Raw genomic sequence first — 20,355 nt, forward strand, 5'->3', positions numbered from 1 at the left:
ACGAGTGCCCACACAGATGATTGCTTTATATTGTTAAAGAACGTTGCGATTAAAGCGTTAAACTTTATCTCGCTAGGGCTGCGCATCTTACGCTTTCCTATTTTTTTGTCAACACTTAATTTTGTTAAACTTGAAAGTTTTTAAAACTAAGTTTTACTCAACTCACTGATTGACTCTTGCCTCGCTAAGCGTTGCTGTCTGCCGTCTCAGTGGGGTCGCATTATAGGGAGAACGGATTTTTACGCAAGCGTTTTTTAATAAAAACTATAAATAAAAGCTCTTTCGTGCATTTTTCACTCTAAAGAGCCAAAAGCAGTACAAAAAACAAACTAAACCTATATGCAAAGCCCAGTTTGTTTTAAATATAACGATGTATAAAACGCAAAAAGCACCTATAAGGTGCTTTTAAGTTAATTTATTAACTGCGCATATTAATACAAAATACTATAAAGCTTTCTTCTGTATTTTGCTGCAAGTGCATCTCCATCTGGTAGAGAAGCGATAATTGCTAAAAAGCTTGCTTTAGCGTCATTAAAATTAAGATCCTTTTTAAGTACGCTGAAGAGTGTTTCGAGTGCTTCTTCTTTTCGTCCTGCATCATTTAGCAATTGGCTTAGCTCTATTTTCAGGTCTAAGTCATTTGGGTACTTTTCTACTTGAGATTGCTTTTCTTTTATCTCTGGCGAGTCGGTAGCTTCTAGCGCCGCTTCGCATTTAGCTTTTATATTATGAAAATAAGCATCTTGCTCTTGGGCGTCAATGGTATCAATGAGTGCTTGAGCATCATCTAACTTGTGTATTTGAATGCATATATCGGCTAACACAAGCTTTATACGTGCGTTTGCACTGTCTATTTCATACGCTTGCTTTGCGTAATTAAATGCAGCATTTAGGTCCGACTTTAATAATGCTTGTTTTGCTTGTTCAAGAAGTAGGTCCTGCTGCGCTGGTAAATGCTTACTCAGGGCTTCGCGAATTTGCGCGTCTGTTTGTGCACCCGCTAATAAATCTACTGGAGCTGAATCTTTTAACAACACAAGTGTAGGTAATGTTTGCAAGCCAACCTGCTGCGCTAATTGCGAGGCGAGTGCTTGTTCTGCGTCACAATCAAGATTAGCCACTACAATATGATCTTTATATTGCGTAGCTAAATTTTCTAATATACCGATTTGGCTAATACACTCAGGACTTTGTGGCGAGTGGAAGTTAAGCAGCACCAACTTTTGTTGTGATGTTTCACCGAGTACTTGCTGAAGGTTTTGTGCGTTGATACTAACTATGTTGCTCATTGAATTAATTGCCATATTCATTTATTTAGGTTTTTATATGGAGACGAACATAATAAATACAAGTATTAAATACTTTCAAATAATGAGGGAAAACATGAAAATCACCTATCTAGCTGCAGCATTTATGATAGCAAGCCCACTTACTTACGCTAAGTCACTAAACTTAGATTTAACTAAGAGTATGCCAGCTATTGAAAAGTTTTACCTCGACTTACATCAATCTCCAGAGCTTTCATATCACGAACAAGAAACTGGCCAAAAAATAGCATCGCAATTAACAAACCTTGGGTTTGACGTAACAGATAATGTGGGCGGCTACGGTGTGGTAGGAATTTATAAAAATGGCACCGGCCCTACAATAATGATTCGTACTGATACCGATGGCCTACCAATCACAGAGCAAACCGGTAAACCTTATGCATCTATAGTACAAGTGACCAATGAGCATGGGAATAAAGTAGGTGTAATGCATGGTTGTGGCCACGATATACATATGAGCTCGTTTATTGGTACTGCTGAGCAACTTATTGCCCATAAAGATAAGTGGCAAGGAACGTTAATGATGGTTGCTCAACCTGCAGAAGAAGTTGGCGGTGGAGCAAAAGCCATGTTAAGTGAAGGCTTATTTAGTAAATATGCTAAGCCTGATCATGTTATTGCGCTGCATGTTAGTGCCAGCGTGCCTGCGGGTAAGGTATCAATGAAAAATGAATACACCATGGCAAGTGTTGATTCAGTAGATATAACTATAAAAGGTAAAGGCGGACACGGCGCCTACCCGCACACTACCGTAGACCCTGTAGTTATTGCGGCGCGTACGGTATTAGCATTACAAACAATCACAAGCCGCGAGCTTTCTCCACTTGAGCCTTCTGTTGTGACTGTGGGATCTATTCATGGTGGCTCAAAGCATAATGTGATTTCCGATGAAGTAAAACTACAGCTTACGCTTAGAAGCTACAACCCAGAGGTACGGACGGCGCAAATAGCAGCAATAAAACGTATTACAGCGGGTATTGCTCAAAGTGCTGGCCTTACTGAGTCACACTACCCTGTTGTTCACGTTCATGAAGATGAATCTATTCCATCTACTTACAATAACCCTCAGCAAACTAACATTGTTAGGAGTGCTATTGCTGATGCAATTGGCGAAACTAATGTACTTGAGACAAAAGCGGTTATGGCTGGTGAAGATTTTGGATTGTACGGTAGAACTGATGAAAACATTCCTATTACGTTATTTTGGTTAGGTGGAGTAAACCAGCAGCAATATACAAATGCGATGAAAAGTAACCAAACACTTCCTTCATTACACTCAAGTAAATTTGCGCCAGATTATAAAGTAGCATTACCGACCGGTATAAAAGCCATGAGTAACGCCGCAGTCGCGTTATTTAATAAAAAATAAGCCGTATTTGAGAGCTCAGCGATTAAGTGGTTGCTGAGCTCTTTTTATAATTTGATTTTTTAAATGCTGCTTTTTTACCACCCTTAGCAAAGCGCTTTTTAGGCGGTGTTTTAGGCAGCTTTGAAAATACATGGCTATCACAACTAGCTGCTTGCTGTACAAAACCTTCAAGCTCCACCAGCAGTGGTTGTAAAAATTGTTGGTAGCTCATTGCTTGTTGAGCAATGTTGCCTAAACTCGCCTCCCATTTAGCGGTCAAATCGGGGCTAGCTAAGCCCTCTGGTAAAACACTAATAAGTGCCAAGCCTGTTTGTGTAGCTTTAATTGATTTACCTTCGCGCTTTAAAAAACGACGCCTAAATAATAATTCAATAATGCCTGCGCGGGTTGCCTCTGTTCCTAGCCCATCGGTCTCTTTAAGTATTTTTTTAATTTGTGAATCTTTTACATAACGACTAATGCCGGTCATGGCACTTAGCAATGTTGCATCAGTAAAATGAGACGGTGGCGTAGTGTGTTTTTCTACCACTTCACCTTTAGTGCAGTTAAGCGCCATGCCTTTTGTTAAATGAGGCAAGGTTGCTTCATCTTTTAGCTCGGCTTTGCCCATTAATACCTTAAACCCTAAGCTTACATCTTGCTTTGCATTGGCTTTAAATAAACCTCCCGCAATTGTTACCTCTACTTTAGTTTCGTTATAAATGTAATCGGGGTAAAACTGAATTAGGTAATGCCTGCTAATAAGTTCATATACTTTTGCTTCATCAGCCGCCAAAGTCGCTGTTTTTAGTTGTTTAGCGGTAGGTACAATTGCATGGTGTGCAGCCACTTTTGCATCGTTGAAACATTTGCTGCGTTTTTTAGCGTCTGCCCCATTCACAAACTCAGTGTTTTGACCGCCATTAGCTGCAATTGCTTTTAAAATTGCAGGCGCATCTAAATGATGCTCTTTAGGCAAATAACGATTATCAGAACGAGGGTAAGTAATTAACTTATGACGCTCATAGAGCGTTTGGCAAATATCGAGTACTTGCTGAGCTGCCATACCAAATGCCTTTGCAGCATCTATTTGCAGTGCCGATAAATTATAAGGCAGCGGCGCACTTTGTTTTTTTTGTTTTTGTTCGAGCGCTGTAACCTCGCCTGGTTGATTCGCTATTCGCGAGGCGACGTTTTCGGCTAATGCATTATTTAAAACGCGGCCCTCTTCATCTTGGTACGGCTCGCAGGCTTTGCTTGGTACCCACTTGGCCACAAAGCTTTGCTGCTCAGGAGTTATTAAATGCGCCAACACTTCATAAAATGGTTTTGACACAAAGTTAGCTATTTCGTTATCCCGGTTAACCACTAAACCTAAAATTGGGGTTTGTACGCGACCCACCGACAACACATTGCCAAAGCCTGCTTTTTGTCCCGCCAGCGTATAAGCACGCGTAAGGTTCATACCAAATAACCAATCTGCACGTGAACGCGCAAGCGCCGACACACTAAGCGGAATAAATTCACGATTTGAACGCATAGTAGTAAGCGCTTTTTTTACCGCCGCTAAATTTAAATCACTTATAAGTAAACGCTGAATGCTTTGCTTTTTGGTTTTACTTATTTTGGCTTGCTCTATGACTTCATCAACCAACAATTGGCCTTCGCGATCGGGATCGCCCGCATGCACGAGTACTGATGCCTGCTTAATTAGCTTTTTTAGAATAGTTAATTGCTTACGCGTTTTCGTTTTTGCCTTGAGCTGCCATTGCTGTGGCACTATGGGAAGGTGTTCAAATTGCCACTTTTTAAAACGCGCATCATAATCATCAGGTTCAGCTTGCTCAAGTAAGTGCCCTATACACCACGAGACACAGTCACCATTAGCCACTTCTATATAACCATCGTGTTTTTTATGTGGTTTTGGCAATGCATCAGCAATAGCTCTGCCAAGTGATGGCTTTTCTGCGATATAGAGTTTCATGGGAGTTGCTCATTAACTGTTTATATGAACAGTAGTTTAGCACAGCTATTTAGAAGGTGGAGCGCTTTCTATTTTTGAGGGGGAATTACTTTTTTTAGCGAAAAGCATAATTAAAGGTAAATAACACACTATGACGGTGCCAATGTTTATAAAGGGCATTAACGTTTTGTAAATAATGGTGCTGTACGCTAAATCCCAAAGGTGACGGTCAACTAATCTGAATAATTGTAATATAGGTGCGCCAATAACCACTAACTGACCAATAACGCATTGCCATAAATAAACTTTATCTTTTATTCCCCAATAAGCTATTAACGCCATCCATATAATATCGGTAGCCGCCCATACTAAATAACGATAGATATAAATATCGTCAAACTCTCTCAAGCTAGAGGCTGTTATCCCCCCAAAGAAGAAAAAAGCGACGGTCAGTAATGCAAATCTAAAGGCTAAGTAATCTTTGAATATAAAAAATATAAAAAGAGCCGGGCTTAGCATAAAGATCCAGCTTTTACTTAAAATACTAACGAAATACAAAAACCAATCAGGCAAAATGTTTTACCTTATTTTTCTTTTGTATCGTCGTCGGTACCATCACCATTACCTGGCATATCACAATATTTAATTATAACTTTCACAGCGCATCCATTACATATGTTAAGGAAATGTACTTTAAGCTAAAATAATGAGCTTGCCAAGATACTTAGGTGATTAAGTACCTCAAAAAGAAACTTAATTAGAGAAATTAGCGCCCGCTACTAGCCTAGCGCACATCAATAGGGTCTGACTCTTTAGCCTTACCTTGTAAGATTGATATTTCTACTCGGCGATTTCTACGCCTATCTTCGTTTGAATCATTCGGAACAAGTGGACGAGTATCAGCACGCCCTACTACCATCATGCGGTTTTTATCAAACCCTTGTACCGTTTGTAATTCGCTTGCTACTGCTACAGCACGCTTTGACGATAAGTCCCAGTTATTAATATACAACTCGTTAGAAACCTGAAAATCATCGGTGTGACCCGATACCGTAATTTCTCCAGGTACATCTTTTAATAACTCACCAATATCTTGAATTATGGGCTTAAACTTAGGTTGTAAAAAAGCACTGCCAGAGGGAAATGAGCCATTTTCACGGATACGAATAATGATTTGCTGCCCTAAAGATTCAAGCTCGATTGCACCATCGATAATTTGTTTTTCGAGCTGTTGCGCTATTTTTTTCACTAACTCGTTAGTTTGTTCTTGATCGGCGGCTGAAGTTGCTTGTTCTGAAGATTGCTGCTGCGATGTACTACGTGACTCGCCACCACGTTTATCGCCACGTTGCTCTTGTCTACCACCAGCAGAGCTTTCATCACCCGCTTGAAATTCTAACATTTGCTGGGTCATTTCAACGGTTTGTTGCTGAATGGTTTCTATCGGGGTAGGTTCAGGCTTACCAGGGGTAAATTCCATAGCAATAACCGAGGTCCCTTTAGGGATATCTTTTACTTCTATTTTGTTTTGCACACCAAATGCAAACTTCATCGAGCCTGCTATTTGCTTAAATTTAAGTACATCCATTTCTGAAAACGCGAGCAAAAGTACAAAAAAGCACATTAAAAGCGACATTAAGTCGGCAAATGTTCCCATCCAAGCAGGCAAACCTGGGGGTGGGCATTTGCACTCTTGATCAGACATGGTTACTCCTCGGTATCTACTTTGCGTTTAGACTCAGCAAGGTAGTTTTTCAATATACCTTCAATTACTTTCGGGTTTTGACCATCTTGAATACCTAAAATAGCATCCAGTATTAGACGCTGATTCATGGCTTCTTCGTCTTTACGAAGCTCAAGTTTTACCTGAATAGGAATAGCCACTACATTTGCTAAAAATGCACCATATAAAGTAGTTAATAATGCCACCGCCATTGCGGGGCCAATGGCTTTAGGGTCATCCATGTTAGATAACATAGCAACTAAGCCTATTAACGTTCCTATCATACCCATTGCAGGGGCTATATCGGCAAGTGACTTAAATAAACCGGCGCCCAGTTCATGACGAGTTGTGGTTAAAGAAATATCTTTTTGAAGCGTGGCACGAACTACATCAGCATCGTGGCCATCAACGAGCATATCTACACCTTTGCGCATAAAAGGGTTTGGTATTTCGGCTTCTTCGAGGGCTAAAAACCCCCCTTTACGGGCTGAGTCAGCAAGTTCAACTGCTTTTTCAATCAGCTCTTCTGGCGATTCGATTTTAAACATAAATGCTTTACCAACAACCTTACCTATGCCCAAAAACTGCGACAAGGTAAAGTTTGATAACACAATAAATAGTGAGCCACCAAATACAATTACACTAGAAGGCGCGTCGGCAAACATCCCCATTTCACCGCTACTACTCATAAACATGGACATGACAATTAAACCAATTGCGCCAAGGATCCCAATTATGGTTGCTAAATCCACATTTCCTCCAAAGTATTATACTTTGTTATTCAAACTTTTATTATTAACTGCTTATCGGCAAGGTACTGAAATACTTAAGCCATTTTTGAAAAAAGTGTAAAACACTGTGTTTGGCCTAATTTTAGATCAAGATACCCTACTCGCCTAGCGACTGATTAATTTTATTGTACACAGTGAGCACTAATACGCATCTTATACATGGTAAAAATGCGATTTAAACTGATATAACTCAAAAAACAACGATCATCCTTTGACCTAGTTTAGCATTCCCCCTAAAATTGGCTCCTAAATTTATCATGCTGGCTGAAATTAAACATGGCGACTAAAAAACCTGAAAACCTAAGTTTTGAACAAGCACTCGAAGAACTATCAACCATTGTCGGTGAAATGGAACAAGGTGATTTATCGCTTGAGCAGTCGTTAAAGCAATTTGAGCGTGGTATAGCCTTAGCTAACGCCTCAACGGGTAAGTTACAACAAGCAGAGCAAAAAGTGTCTATTTTGATGGGTAATGACGAAAAAGCAGCGCTTACTTCATTTAACAACGATATGGAATAACCGTGAGCATACAAGAAAAAATAGAATGTGCTCAACAAGATGTCGTAAAGACCCTGCAACAGTACTTTGATCAACCCCTTGATACCGCACACACAGTAAAAGAAGCTACGCAGTACGGCTTATTTAACGGTGGCAAGCGTTTACGCCCCTTTTTAGTCTACGCAAGTGGTGAAATGCTCGGAGCTAATAAGCAAGATTTAGATATTCTTGCTGCTGCTATTGAGTGTATTCATAGCTACTCGTTGGTGCACGATGATTTACCAGCCATGGATGATGACGACCTTCGCCGTGGACGCCCAACTTGCCATATAGAGTTTGACGATGCGCATGCAATTTTAGCAGGCGATGCACTACAAACATTGGCCTTTGAGCTTATCTCGACTCACAATTTTACCTGCAGCGCATCAACACAAGTAAAAATGATCAGCGCACTGGCTAAAGCATCGGGGCTTGAAGGCATGGTCGGCGGGCAAGGGCTAGATATTGCCGCCACAGATAAAGTGATTACAGTACAACAGCTTGAACGAATTCATAGATTAAAAACGGGTGCCTTAATCAACTGTGCCATTACATTAGGTGCATTATGTAGCGAAAAAGCAGACAAACAAACCTTAGAAAACTTACGTGTTTTTGGGTATGCTATAGGGCTGGCATTTCAAGTGCACGACGACATTTTAGATGTTGAAGGTGACACATTTACTTTAGGTAAGCCGCAAGGCTCTGATTTAGCTGCTAATAAAGCAACTTATCCGGCCCTATTAGGTATGCAAGGTGCCAAGCAAATGGCGCAAAATTTAATAGAGCAAGCGCATCAAGCATTAAACAAAATAGATGCTGATACCTCTACTCTAGCGGCGCTGGCAAACTACCTGATTAAACGTGACCATTGAGTGTTACATATACGTATTGCCATTTAGCACTGACATTATTACTCAACAGCGGTAACAACTAGTAAGTTAGCACCGGTGTTAGCGAAGGATAAAATAAATACCATGACACTTGATAGTAGCAAGTATCCATTACTTAACTTGGTTGACGAACCAGCCCACTTACGCGATATAGCGCAAGATAAACTCCCTGCGTTTAGCAACGAGTTACGAGACTATTTACTCAACTCTGTTTCGCAAAGTAGCGGCCATTTAGCGTCTGGTTTAGGAACTGTTGAGCTTACCGTTGCTCTACATTATGTGTATAACACACCAGAAGATCGCCTTGTATGGGATGTAGGCCATCAAGCGTACCCGCATAAAATTTTAACCGGTCGACGCGATTTAATGCATACAATTCGTCAAAAAGACGGATTACATCCATTCCCTTTTCGTGAAGAAAGCCAATACGATACCTTTAGCGTAGGCCATTCAAGTACCTCTATTTCGGCAGCACTTGGTATGTCTATTGCGGCTCAAAAAGAAGGCAAAGGCCGCAAAACTGTTGCCGTTATAGGCGATGGCGCCATTACAGCAGGTATGGCATTTGAAGCAATGAACCACTTAGGCGATGTAAAATCTGACATGTTAATCATTTTAAATGATAACGAAATGTCGATTTCTGAAAACGTCGGAGCGTTAACTAATCACTTTGCGCGTATTTTATCTGGCAGCTTTTACACAAACATTCGCGAAGGCAGTAAGAAGTTACTCTCTGGCGTGCCTCCTGTTAAAGAGCTTGCCAGTAAAGTAGAAGAGCACCTAAAAGGAATGGTTATTCCAGGTACCTTTTTTGAAGAACTAGGTCTTAATTACATTGGCCCAATTGATGGCCACGATGTAAATATGCTCGTAGATACACTGCGTAATATGCGTAATTTAAAAGGGCCTCAGCTTTTACATATAAAAACCCAAAAAGGAAAAGGCTACAAACCCGCAGAAGCTGATCCTATTGGCTATCACGGTGTGCCAAAGTTTGACCCTAATACATCAAGCTTACCTAAATCTAAACCTGGCGCCGCCACTTTCTCTAAGGTGTTTGGTGATTGGTTGTGTGATATGGCCGAGCAAGATAAAAAATTAATGGCTATTACCCCGGCAATGCGTGAAGGCTCAGGTATGGTGCGTTTTTCTAAAGAGCACCCAGAGCAGTATTTCGATGTAGCCATAGCAGAGCAGCACGCTGTCACATTGGCCGCCGGTTTTGCCTGTGAAGGGTTAAAACCCGTTGTAGCTATTTACTCGAGCTTTTTACAACGTGCGTATGATCAACTTATCCATGATGTTGCACTGCAAAACTTACCTGTGCTTTTTGCTATAGACCGCGCTGGTATTGTAGGCGCCGACGGCGAAACACACCAAGGTGCGTACGACTTAAGCTTTATGCGCTGTATTCCAAACATGGTTATTATGGCCCCAAGTGATACTAACGAGTGCCGCCATATGCTTTATACCGGTTATAAGGCTAATTGCCCTGTAGCAGTTCGCTACCCTCGTGGTAGTGCCGGTACTGCCGATATTCAAAGCGAAATGACGCTATTAGAAATAGGCAAAGCCAATACCATTAAGCAAGGCGCTAAAATTGCTATTTTATCCTTTGGTACTTTGCTTGAAAACGCGCAACTTGCTGCAAATGAGCTAGGGGCAACGCTAGTTAATATGCGCTTTATTAAGCCACTTGATACAAGTTTATTAGATGAGCTTAGCCAAACTCATGATGTAATAGTAACGCTTGAAGACAACGCTATTTGTGGTGGCGCAGGCTCAGCGGTTAATGAATATTTAGCAGCGCAAAAAGCCAACCTAAAAGTGCTTAACTTAGGTATTCCTGATGAATTTATTAAGCACGGCACACAAGCGCAAATGCACGATGAAATGGGCTTAGGTGAACAAGGCATTTTAAATTCAATAAAATCGTTTATCGCTTAATTATTTTGCTAGCTAATTTTTAAAGGGAGCCTGATGGCTCCTTTTTTGTTTTTTATTTTTAAATTTTTGCATCCAATGTGTATTTCTACGCGTTATCCCTATGAGGTTAACACAGTAAATAGTACGTACTGAGGAGTATAAGCAGGCACGTTATTTACTTTCATTTGATGGAATATTAAAAGGTAAAAATGATGAAAAAAGCTAATTTAACTCACCTTCATACACAAAACAGTTCACTTAAACGCCCCCTTTGTTTTTCAGCATTAGCGCTTGGGATAGTACTTGGTATTTCAGGGTGTAGCGGTGATGATGGAGAAAACGGTTTAGCCGGTACGCCGGGAGCAGATGGTCAAGATGGAAGCGATGGCACAAACGGTAACCCCGGCTTTAGTGCAGCCACGTTTATTTTAGCTAATAACGGCGAGCAAAACGCAGGCACTGTTGATTTAATAAACCAGAACGCTGCCAAATTAAAAACCTTTAATACCACTGCAAATGAAGGCGTAGCCTTTGATAGCCTCGGTAATTTAATACAAGCAAGCGACAGCGAAAATGGTAGCATTAAAACTATATGCCAACTTGCCAATCGCGATGATGGTGCAAGCTTTAGTACTAATCAAGACCGTGAAATTACAGGCCCTGCCACTACACTGGTTAACCCTAAGGGCATAGCGATTGCAAAAAATAGCGGGCTGATATTTATAGCTGATTTTGGTGCCATGCAAATTACCACATTTGGCAGTGCTGCAGCGGGAGATGCCGCGCCGCTTGCTACTACTGTTACCGAAGCCGCCCCGTGGGATGTTGATTATGACCACGTAAACGACCGACTTTATGTAGCACTTACCAACGGTGATGTCGCGGTTTACGATAATTTTGTAAGCGGTGAATTTACCGCTATGCCAAGTCGTACTATTACACCAAGCGATGCCGATGGTGTGCAAATATCGGTAAATATTCACGGCATTGTTTATGATGAAACCACCAATAAACTTATCTTATCGGATGTTGGTAGCGCATCAGATGCTACCGATGGCGCGCTTTTTGTTATTAATAATGCTTCAACTGCGCAAGGTAATACATCTGTTGCACGCAGTATTTCAGGCCCTGCGACTATGCTAGGCAACCCTGTAGATATTACCCTTGAGGGTAGCGATTTACGTGTGGCCGAAAAATCAAACGATGCAATTTTAGTGTTTAGTAATATATTTGCCGGTGAAAGTGGCGATATAGCGCCCGATTTAAGTACTGCGTCTACTAAGCCAGAGTCAATTACTAACACGCTAACTCAAAGCTCAATGGCTGATATATCAGATAGTACTGAGCCTAATATGGCGCTATTAGGCGTAGCCGTATCCAGTAATCCAAGCACTGCGGGTGATACAACAGGCCAAATTAGCCGTTTAAATACAGCATTAAGTAGCGAACTTGCAAGCTATAATGCAAGCCAAACGATAGAAAGCGTTAGCTTTGATAAAGCAGGTAATAGCTACGCAACATTCGATAATGCCAGTACAGGAATGGGCGGAATCGTCATCTCTACTAAAGTGGCTTATAACCGTGATGGCGAAACATTTAACGCCAGCCAAGATAGACTGATTTCAGGAGGCAATACAGGCCTTATTTCACCTAAAGGATTAGATATTGCCTCCGATAGTGGAATGATTTTTGTGGCTGAAAATAATGAAACCACGCCGAGCATTGCTATATTTTCAAGCTGTGCCACCGGTGACGTATCACCTCTTATGACCTTAACTTTTGCCAATAATGCACGCCCGTGGGATGTTGATTACGACAGTAACACTGACCGCGCTTTTGTTGCGCTAACTAATGGCACTGTAGCGGTATTTGATCAAGTTAAAAATAAGCTACTAAGTGGCGAGACCACAATAAGTACAGAAGATAGATTAATTACACCTGCCAATAATTCACAAGCACTAGCAGGACCTACCAATATTCATGGAATAGATTACGACTCATTAAGTGGTGCGTTAATACTTTCTGATGTAGGCAGCGCAGCCGTTGCTGACGATGGCAAAATTTATGTATTAAATAATACCGCAAATGCCTCGGGGCTAGTTAATATAAGCGCGACGATTAGCGGGCCCAATACATTATTAGGAAACCCTGTTGATATTATGTATAGCGGAACCGATTTATACGTTGCCGAAAAGTCTAACAACGTAGTTATGCGCTTTAATAATATTTTAAGTACCGCAGGGGGAGATATAAGTGCCGATGCAAGTATGGCATTTAGTGCTCCTGAGTCAGTGGCTATTTTACCAGCGTGGCTAAACCAGTAATTAAATAGCGTTACCCTCACCATGCCTAACCTACTTTTGTAGGTTGGGCATTATCGCATCCACACTTTAATATCTGCTAAGCCATTACTTTGTAAAATACCCAGCTGCTGATCTACATTCGAATTTTGCTCAAACTCAAACGCATCCAACTGTTTATCAAACGTAATATTTGCGACACCGTCACCACCACGTTTTTTAACCTGATGAAGCGCTATATCGGCTAAGTTTATCGACGTTTCCCAACTTATTACTTGCCCACCTAAAAGCGGCAGTGGGTAAAAAGACCACCCCAATGAAGCCGTAATATTGGTTGTTTTACCGTTTGGTAATTGAAACGAATTTAATGCGATTGCTTGGCATAAATCAGAGGCATAGCTGTCAATCATGTTGCACTTAAAATCGCGCAGTAATAATAAAAACTCATCCCCACTCCAGCGTGCTACATAGTCAGAGCCTTGGGTACGCGAATTAAGTAATGCTGCCATTTGTTGTAAGCAGCTATCTCCTGCTATTGGGCCATATGCATCGTTTATACGGCTAAAGTTATCAAAGTTGATAATAAGCAGTACAAGTGACTTTCCTTGCGCTTGTAAAGACTGTGCATTACGTTGGAAGTGCTCAATATCTTTAGGGAGCTGATCAAACAAAAAGCGGCGGCTACGTAGCCCAGTAAGCTCATCTGAGTGACTAACTAGTTTAAGCTGTGAGTTTACTTGGCCTAATTTATCGTTAGCTTGGCGCAGCTCTAATGTACGCTCTGTTACCAGGGCTTCGAGTACTTCTTGCTTACGGCGCTCTTGCGCTCTAAATACCCAAAAAATAAAGTAAAACAGTAAAATAAAGCCACTAACAATTAGCAATCTAAAGTAAATAGTTTCGTCAAAGCGCTGCGGTACTACAAATGCATACTCGACAGTTTGCGCTCTGTCCCAATCTTCGCCTTGGCGTTTTGCCTCAAGCTCAAATAAAAATGACCCCGCCGGTAAATTTGTATAAATGGCTTCTCGGCGTGCATTAGCGTAGCGCCAATCGCTATCTAACCCACTTAACTTATATCTAAACTCAATACTATTTGGCGCATAATAATCGATGGCGGTGTACTTTAACGTTATGTCGCGCTCATCAGTATCTAGTAAAGGCTTTTCGCCCAATGCTGCGGTAGTTAACGCGCGCAATGGTGTGGTTAGTGTTTCTACTTTAGGCTTTAATACATTTAGGCCAAATAGCTCGGTATTTTTAGGTATTTCTACAATGCCTTGTAAGCTTGGGTACCAAATTGAATAATCGGTCATGGCAACGGCATCGTGTCCTAAACCGTTACAACACTGGCTTGCTTTACCATCGAGCTGCCTATCAAAAGAAGAAATAACCTCTTCCACTTTTAAGCTCGACACCTCTGATTTAAATTGCGCTACTGGCATACGGTAAACACCTTTCATGGTACTTACCCATACACGCTTATAGGTTTCGTCATACTCTAGGCTAAAAATAGAGCCGTAGGGTAAGCCGTTGGCTGCATCTAACTGTCGCCAATGCCCTTGTAAACTTCTGTAAAATAAGCCGTCATTAAGCGAGCCAATTAAAATACCTACACCATCTATATGTAATACGCTGGTGATGTATGCACTTTCGAGCGAAGTTTGGTCACCTATTTTTTCAATGCCACGGTCAGTAAAGTAATACGCCCCTTTACTGGTCCCTATTACACCAAAGTTTGCTTTATCGAGCACATACGTTATAAATTTACTGCCTAAAAAGGCATTGTATGCAAAGGGTGTTAACCCGCCATAACTTAGCCTATACAAGCCACGCCCTGTACCTATCCAAAAACCACCTTTGCTTGATGGGCTAATAGCGAATACCGGATTGTCGCGCAGGGCTCTGCCAGGAAAACTGTATAGTTTATCTTGCTCGTAAAAAAACAGCCCTCGTCCGGTCGCTATATATAAACGCGACCCATCAAACTGTAAGTCGTGTACTGTTGCACGGCCAAATTGCGCACTGGGTATTTTATTGACAAAGTTCTTATTTAAATCGAAATACCCAATACCACTTTTATTTGCCACCCATAAATTACCATCGGGCGCTTGGCTGATTGCCATAACGGCCTCTGTCATTTGCGATAAAGCAGAGTGGCGTTCTATACGCCCTTCGTGTGCAAGCCATAAGCCTTCGCTAAAACTTGCAAGCCAAATATTATTTTGGCTATCGCGGTAAATATCGGCAAACCAAATACTTTGATCTAGCTGACTTGGCTCAACCCATTGCCACTCACCCGACTTAGCTCTAAAAAGCAGTCGTCCATACGTAGAAACCCATAAGCCACCATTGGTGTCGCTCATAAATTTATACACAGCTGAGTTATTCGCATTCGGTAGCGGAAAAGGTCTTAGCTCATCGTCTAAATCTAAAAAGTAGGCACCCAGTTCAGAGGCTAAATATAAATTACCATTTAAAAAAGACAGATCATGAACAATGGTTTGTGCTAACCGCTCAGGCAACGACACCTTAGCTGTTAACTCCAACCTGAGTTTTGAAAAATCTGAGGCGCTTTTAGTTAAGCGTAGTAAATGACGGTCGTTGACAAGCCAAATCCCCTCTGGAGAAAGCGCCATTTGACTAACCGACCCCACTATTTGGGTGATCACGGTGGCATTTACAATAGGAACGAGTTCGTTCGCTTTATCACGTAAATCAACTTGGTTGCGGTCTACATAATAAAGCCCATTAGCTGCAATCCAAATGCTGCCCTTGGCATCTTCTAATATGTCTCTAACTGGGCCTTTAATATTAAATTCTTGTGCGGCAAGCGTTTGCGGGTTTATGACCACCAAGCCACTTTTAGTGCCCACCCACAGATAGCCATTACTATCTATGAGCAGTTTATTAATACCATTGCTTGGCAAAAAAGGACTATTTTGTGTGTTGTAATTAGTAAAAGTTGTGCCGTCAAAGCGACTAAGGCCAAATTGTGTTCCGACCCACATATAGCCTTGCTGATCTTGCACAACACTTTTTAGCGATTGCGAGGGCAAGCCATCTTTGATATTCCATTGCTTAACAACGTAATCAGTAATAGAAGCCCAACTTGGCATGGCACACAACATAAGTACACATACCAGTAAAAATCGCATCATTTCGCTGCCACCTAGTTAAACAAATAAAACACAAAAATTAAAAGCGTAGTAAACCTGCTTTTATTAACGCTTGCAAACAAATAAGCGAAAAAATACCGGCAAGTACATCATCAGCCATTATACCCACGCCGCCGTCCATTCGCTTATCGAGCGTTTTGATCGGGCCTGGTTTGGCAATATCAAAAAATCTAAATAATAAAAAGCCTACAAGTAAGGTTTGCCAACTAAGCGCTGCGCCAATCATCGTAATGTAATAACCCGCAACTTCATCCCACACTATAGCTGGGTGGTCGTGCACACCTAAATCATCGGCGGTTTTGCCACACGCCCAAATACCAAAAATACTAATAACCACGGCAAACACTATTTGTAGCCAAAGCGGAAAATACATGGTCATAAAAATAAATGGCAAAGCAGCAAATGTACCAAAGGTGCCTGGCGCAACAGGCGCAAGGCCAGTACCAAACCCTAGGCCAAATAACTGGTGCGGGCGCTTTAAATTAAACTGTTTTTTGCTAGTCAAACCTGCTCCTTGGCAAAGTGCTCAAAGCCCTGTTGCTCAAAATTAAATTTTTCACCGTGGTGTAAAAGCTCAATGTGCCCTTCGCCACTTTTTATTTGTCCTATGCACGTTGCTTCTACGCCGTATTGACGTAATTTAAGCTCCAACATGCTTTTATTATCTTCAGAGACAGTAAAAAGTAATTCGTAGTCATCGCCATAGCCTAAAATATACGGCAATTGCGCCTCAAAGTTCAGGCTTGAACGCATAGCGTCTGAGGTTGGGATGTTTTCAATATTGATACTGGCGCTGACTTGTGACATATCAAGTATGTGGGTTAAATCTGCCATAAGGCCATCAGACACATCAATAGCTGATGAAGCAAGGCCACGTAATACTTGCCCTGCAGCCACCCGTGGAGTGGGGTAATCAAAGCGGCTATTTATGTACTTTAAGTGCTCAGGCTCAATACTTAGGCCACGCTTTCGAGATTCAATAGCCAAGCCGGCATCACCTAGCGTGCCGGTTACACATACCCAGTCGCCCACTTTAGCACCTGCACGGCGTAAAGCTTTGCCTTCTGGCACAGTGCCTTTAGCGCATATAGTAACTGTTAAAGAGCCCTGCGTAGTGTCGCCACCAATTATTTGTACATTAAAGTACTCAGCAATTTCGTGCATTCCCTCAGTAAATTCTTCAATCCACTGCTGGTTAATATTTGGTAGGGTTAATGCCACCGACACCCAAGTAGGCTCAGCCCCCATGGCTGCTAAATCACTAAGATTTACGGCCAGTGCTCGGTGTCCTAATGCTCGGGGAGAAATGTCATCAAAAAAATGAACACCCGATACAAGCGTATCAGTTGTTACTGCAAGTTGGCAGTTTTGCGGAACGGTAACTAATGCACAGTCGTCCCCTATTCCTAGGCTTACATCACGACGAGTTATACCACGACCTTTAAAGTAGCGGTTTATTAATTCAAATTCCTTCATACACAAAAAAGCCGACCTATGCCGGCTCTCCTTTTTAACGTGTACTAACTGTTAAAGCTAAGCTCTTTAGCAGAGCGCTTTAGCAAGGTTAGTATTACTTGCGTAAATGCTTAACAGCTTTATCAAGTACACCGTTTACAAATTTATGGCTGTCTTCAGCGCCAAATATTTTAGCAAGCTCAATGCCTTCATTGATTGCTACTTTGTATGGCACATCTTCACGGAATTTAAGCTCATACGCGCTTAAACGTAAAATTGCACGCTCTACCATATCTAAATCATCAAATGGACGTGTTAAATGCGGAGATACAGCTTCATCTAGTTGCTTATAATTAACGGCAACACCACGCGCTAAATCTTTAAAGTATTCAACATCAATTTTAGTCACGTCGTTTTCGATCAACATTTGTTGTTCGATATCGGCAATTAAATTGCCACTTAATTGCCAAGAATAAACGGCTTGAAGTGCTAAGATACGTGCTTTACGTCTTGCTGCTGGTTTCACAAAAATTCCTTAAACTTAAATTTTATCTAACACATTAACCATTTCAAGCGCGCCTAATGCCGCTTCGCCGCCTTTGTTACCCATTTTGGTACCAGCGCGTTCAATTGCTTGTTCAATGCTTTCTGTGGTTAATACGCCAAATGCAACCGGGATATCATACTCAAGCGATACATTTGCAAGGCCTTTGTTAGATTCGCCAGCAACGAGGTCAAAGTGTGGTGTACCACCTCTGATCACTACGCCTAATGCGATGATTGCATCATACTCTTTTTTTGCCGCAATGCGTTTTGCCGCTAAAGGTAACTCTACTGCACCGGGTACATACACAACGGTAATGTCATCATCGGCTACGCCACCAGTACGCTTTAGCTCATCAACAGCACCTTCTAGTAGGCTGCTACCAATAAAATCGTTAAAACGAGAAATAACAATAGCGAATTTTTTGCCTGGAGCGTACTTATTACCTTCAATAATTTTCATTTGATAACCCTAAAAATATGTTCAAGCGGTTGCGATTGCGCAAAAATTGCTGCGCATCATACCATAAAAATAAAAAAATAGACTAGTTAAAAGCTGAGCCCTTATTGTGGCTCAACGTAATCAACCACTTCTAAATGAAAGCCCGAAAGTGCATGGTACTTTTTAGGGCGACTCATTAAGCGCATTTGCTTAATACCTAAATCAGCCAGTATTTGCGAGCCCACACCAACGGTACGCGATGTACCTTTAAATTTACGCGGCGTAACATTTTCGCCAGCATCGGCAGCAGCAAACGCTTTTACTGTGGCTTCCAGCTCTTCGGTGCTTTCTTGTTTGCCTAAAATAACCAGTGCACCGTTATTTTTTGCAATGTAAGCCATCGCATCAGAAAGCCCCCAGCTCCGGTCCGCACTTCTGTCTGAAAGTAAAATGTCGTTAAAGGTGCTTTGTAAGTGCACGCGCACAAGCGTTGGCTCTTGCTCTTTAATTTCACCTTTTAGCAATACGTAGTGCAGTTGGCCGTCAATCGTATCTTTGTAGGTTACTAAATCAAACTCACCGTGCTCAGTGGGTAATTTACACTTAGCCACTTGTTCTATGGTGGTTTCGTTAAGGTTTCGGTACTCAATTAAATCTGCAATTGTGCCAATTTTAATACCATGCTCTTTAGCAAATACTTCTAAATCAGGGCGGCGCGCCATAGTGCCATCGGCATTGAGAATTTCTACAATAACTGATGAAGCTTCAAGGCCGGCTAAACGTGCCAAATCACACCCAGCTTCGGTGTGGCCTGCGCGCGTTAACACGCCACCTGGTTGTGCCATAATAGGAAAAATATGCCCAGGCTGTACGATATCGCTTGGTACGGCGCCTTTTGCAATTGCCGCTTGAACTGTACGCGCTCTATCGGCTGCTGATATACCCGTTGTTACACCTTTAGATGCTTCAATCGACATAGTAAAGTTAGTAGAAAACGCTGCGCCATTGTTTTTAACCATTAACGGTAAATCAAGCTGCTCACAACGCTCTTGCGTCATAGTTAAACAAATTAAGCCACGGCCATGAGTGGCCATAAAGTTAATTGCTTCGGCGCTAATGTGCTCTGCTGCAATGATTAAATCACCTTCGTTTTCTCTGTCTTCGTCATCCATTAAAATAACCATTTTACCGGCTTTAATGTCGTCGATGATTTCTTGTGCGCTGTGTAAATTCATAAATTTGCTCGTGTAAGTTATCAGTGTCGTTATTTAACAAAACCAGCTTTAGCTAGTAAGCTCATTGAAATATCTGAGCCTGTCGGCTGCTCAGCCCCTTTAATAAGGCGCTCTAAATAACGTGCAATTTGGTCGACTTCTAAATTAACGCGTGTGCCCACTTTAAAATCAGCAATGGTGGTTTGCTCGCTTGTGTGCGGCACTATGGTTAATTTAAATTTATTACCTTGTACAGCGTTTACTGTCAGGCTTATACCATCTATACATACAGACCCTTTGTAAGGAATGTACTTCATTAAGTTTTCATCGGTGCTTAGCCAATATTCTGTAGCGCGCGCATTACTAGTAATGGCTGTAATGGTTGCAATGCCATCAACATGACCTGACACTAAATGCCCGCCTAAACGTGAAACCGGCTGCATGGCTTTTTCAAGGTTAACTGTTTGGCCAATATTATAATTTGCAAACCCAGTTAAGCTGATAGTTTCGTTTGATAAGTCGGCACTAAAGCCATCAATGTGCTTATCAACTACCGTTAAACATACGCCATTTGTGGCAATGCTATCGCCAAGCTTTACATCGCTCATATCAAGATTAGCGCTTTGAATGCGAATGGCTAAATCGCCTTGTTTTTTTTGTAATAGCGCAATTTTGCCTGTGGCTTCAATTATTCCAGTAAACATAGCCCTACTCTT

General features: G+C 41.6%; 17 protein-coding genes. 5 read left to right on the forward strand and 12 right to left on the reverse strand.

From position 1 onward, the window contains the following. Window positions 1–431 precede the first annotated feature (431 nt). Window positions 432–1,289, reverse strand: a complete 858-nt coding sequence (locus tag L650_RS0116250) for a tetratricopeptide repeat protein (RefSeq protein WP_024031324.1) — start codon at window positions 1,287–1,289, stop codon at window positions 432–434. Window positions 1,290–1,383: 94 nt separating this feature from the next. Here L650_RS0116250 and L650_RS0116255 point away from each other — a divergent pair, with 94 nt between their 5' ends. Further along, window positions 1,384–2,697, forward strand: coding sequence for a M20 family metallopeptidase (locus L650_RS0116255; protein ID WP_029773761.1), 1,314 nt, complete (start codon window positions 1,384–1,386; stop codon window positions 2,695–2,697). 22 nt (window positions 2,698–2,719) lie between these two features. On the opposite strand, the gene L650_RS0116260 is transcribed toward L650_RS0116255, so the two are convergent. The 4 genes from L650_RS0116260 to pomA form a co-directional block, all read right to left on the reverse strand. Further along, window positions 2,720–4,660 (reverse strand): DNA topoisomerase III, encoded by a 1,941-nt coding sequence (locus L650_RS0116260; protein ID WP_029773762.1) that lies wholly within the window; start codon window positions 4,658–4,660, stop codon window positions 2,720–2,722. 45 nt (window positions 4,661–4,705) lie between these two features. Continuing rightward, window positions 4,706–5,212 carry a hypothetical protein gene (locus tag L650_RS0116265; protein ID WP_029773763.1) on the reverse strand — a complete coding sequence of 169 codons (507 nt, stop codon included), beginning with the start codon at window positions 5,210–5,212 and terminating at the stop codon, window positions 4,706–4,708. Between the two features lie 211 nt (window positions 5,213–5,423). Continuing rightward, complete coding sequence (locus L650_RS0116270; RefSeq protein WP_004586875.1) at window positions 5,424–6,344, reverse strand: flagellar motor protein MotB; 921 nt, start codon at window positions 6,342–6,344, stop codon at window positions 5,424–5,426. Window positions 6,345–6,346: 2 nt separating this feature from the next. Then, entirely contained in the window at window positions 6,347–7,114 is a 768-nt protein-coding gene (gene pomA / locus L650_RS0116275) for a flagellar motor protein PomA (protein ID WP_004586874.1), read from the reverse strand. Window positions 7,115–7,429: 315 nt separating this feature from the next. On the opposite strand from pomA, the gene L650_RS0116280 reads away from it, so the two are divergent. The 4 genes from L650_RS0116280 (at window position 7,430) to L650_RS0116295 (ending at window position 12,830) form a co-directional block, all read left to right on the forward strand. Next, window positions 7,430–7,672, forward strand: a complete 243-nt coding sequence (locus L650_RS0116280) for an exodeoxyribonuclease VII small subunit (protein ID WP_004586873.1) — start codon at window positions 7,430–7,432, stop codon at window positions 7,670–7,672. A gap of 2 nt (window positions 7,673–7,674) precedes the next feature. Continuing rightward, window positions 7,675–8,562, forward strand: coding sequence for a (2E,6E)-farnesyl diphosphate synthase (ispA, locus tag L650_RS0116285; protein ID WP_029773764.1), 888 nt, complete (start codon window positions 7,675–7,677; stop codon window positions 8,560–8,562). A 102-nt stretch (window positions 8,563–8,664) separates the two neighbouring features. Then, the gene (gene dxs, locus L650_RS0116290) at window positions 8,665–10,527 is read left to right on the forward strand and encodes a 1-deoxy-D-xylulose-5-phosphate synthase (RefSeq protein WP_029773765.1); all 1,863 of its coding nucleotides are present in this window, start codon (window positions 8,665–8,667) and stop codon (window positions 10,525–10,527) included. A gap of 191 nt (window positions 10,528–10,718) precedes the next feature. Beyond that, on the forward strand, window positions 10,719–12,830 hold the full coding sequence (locus tag L650_RS0116295) for a hypothetical protein (RefSeq protein ID WP_029773766.1): 2,112 nt from the start codon (window positions 10,719–10,721) through the stop codon (window positions 12,828–12,830). A 50-nt stretch (window positions 12,831–12,880) separates the two neighbouring features. On the opposite strand, the gene L650_RS0116300 is transcribed toward L650_RS0116295, so the two are convergent. The 7 genes from L650_RS0116300 to L650_RS0116330 form a co-directional block, all read right to left on the reverse strand. Beyond that, window positions 12,881–15,967 (reverse strand): ligand-binding sensor domain-containing diguanylate cyclase, encoded by a 3,087-nt coding sequence (locus tag L650_RS0116300; protein WP_029773767.1) that lies wholly within the window; start codon window positions 15,965–15,967, stop codon window positions 12,881–12,883. Window positions 15,968–16,004: 37 nt separating this feature from the next. Next, window positions 16,005–16,490, reverse strand: coding sequence for a phosphatidylglycerophosphatase A (locus tag L650_RS0116305; protein WP_029773768.1), 486 nt, complete (start codon window positions 16,488–16,490; stop codon window positions 16,005–16,007). Beyond that, on the reverse strand, window positions 16,487–17,461 hold the full coding sequence (thiL, locus tag L650_RS0116310) for a thiamine-phosphate kinase (protein ID WP_029773769.1): 975 nt from the start codon (window positions 17,459–17,461) through the stop codon (window positions 16,487–16,489). The genes L650_RS0116305 and thiL overlap by 4 nt, the downstream gene beginning before the upstream one ends. A gap of 94 nt (window positions 17,462–17,555) precedes the next feature. Next, window positions 17,556–17,966, reverse strand: coding sequence for a transcription antitermination factor NusB (nusB, locus tag L650_RS0116315; protein ID WP_004586866.1), 411 nt, complete (start codon window positions 17,964–17,966; stop codon window positions 17,556–17,558). Window positions 17,967–17,981: 15 nt separating this feature from the next. Then, a complete protein-coding gene (gene ribE, locus L650_RS0116320) occupies window positions 17,982–18,446 on the reverse strand; it encodes a 6,7-dimethyl-8-ribityllumazine synthase (RefSeq protein WP_004586865.1) in 465 nt (154 codons plus the stop codon). Window positions 18,447–18,547: 101 nt separating this feature from the next. Then, window positions 18,548–19,660, reverse strand: coding sequence for a bifunctional 3,4-dihydroxy-2-butanone-4-phosphate synthase/GTP cyclohydrolase II (gene ribBA / locus L650_RS0116325; protein ID WP_029773770.1), 1,113 nt, complete (start codon window positions 19,658–19,660; stop codon window positions 18,548–18,550). A 29-nt stretch (window positions 19,661–19,689) separates the two neighbouring features. Next, window positions 19,690–20,343, reverse strand: a complete 654-nt coding sequence (locus L650_RS0116330) for a riboflavin synthase (RefSeq protein ID WP_004586863.1) — start codon at window positions 20,341–20,343, stop codon at window positions 19,690–19,692. Window positions 20,344–20,355 lie beyond the last annotated feature (12 nt).

It is taken from the genome of Pseudoalteromonas sp. TB51 (assembly GCF_000498055.1).
Lineage (GTDB): Bacteria > Pseudomonadota > Gammaproteobacteria > Enterobacterales > Alteromonadaceae > Pseudoalteromonas > Pseudoalteromonas atlantica.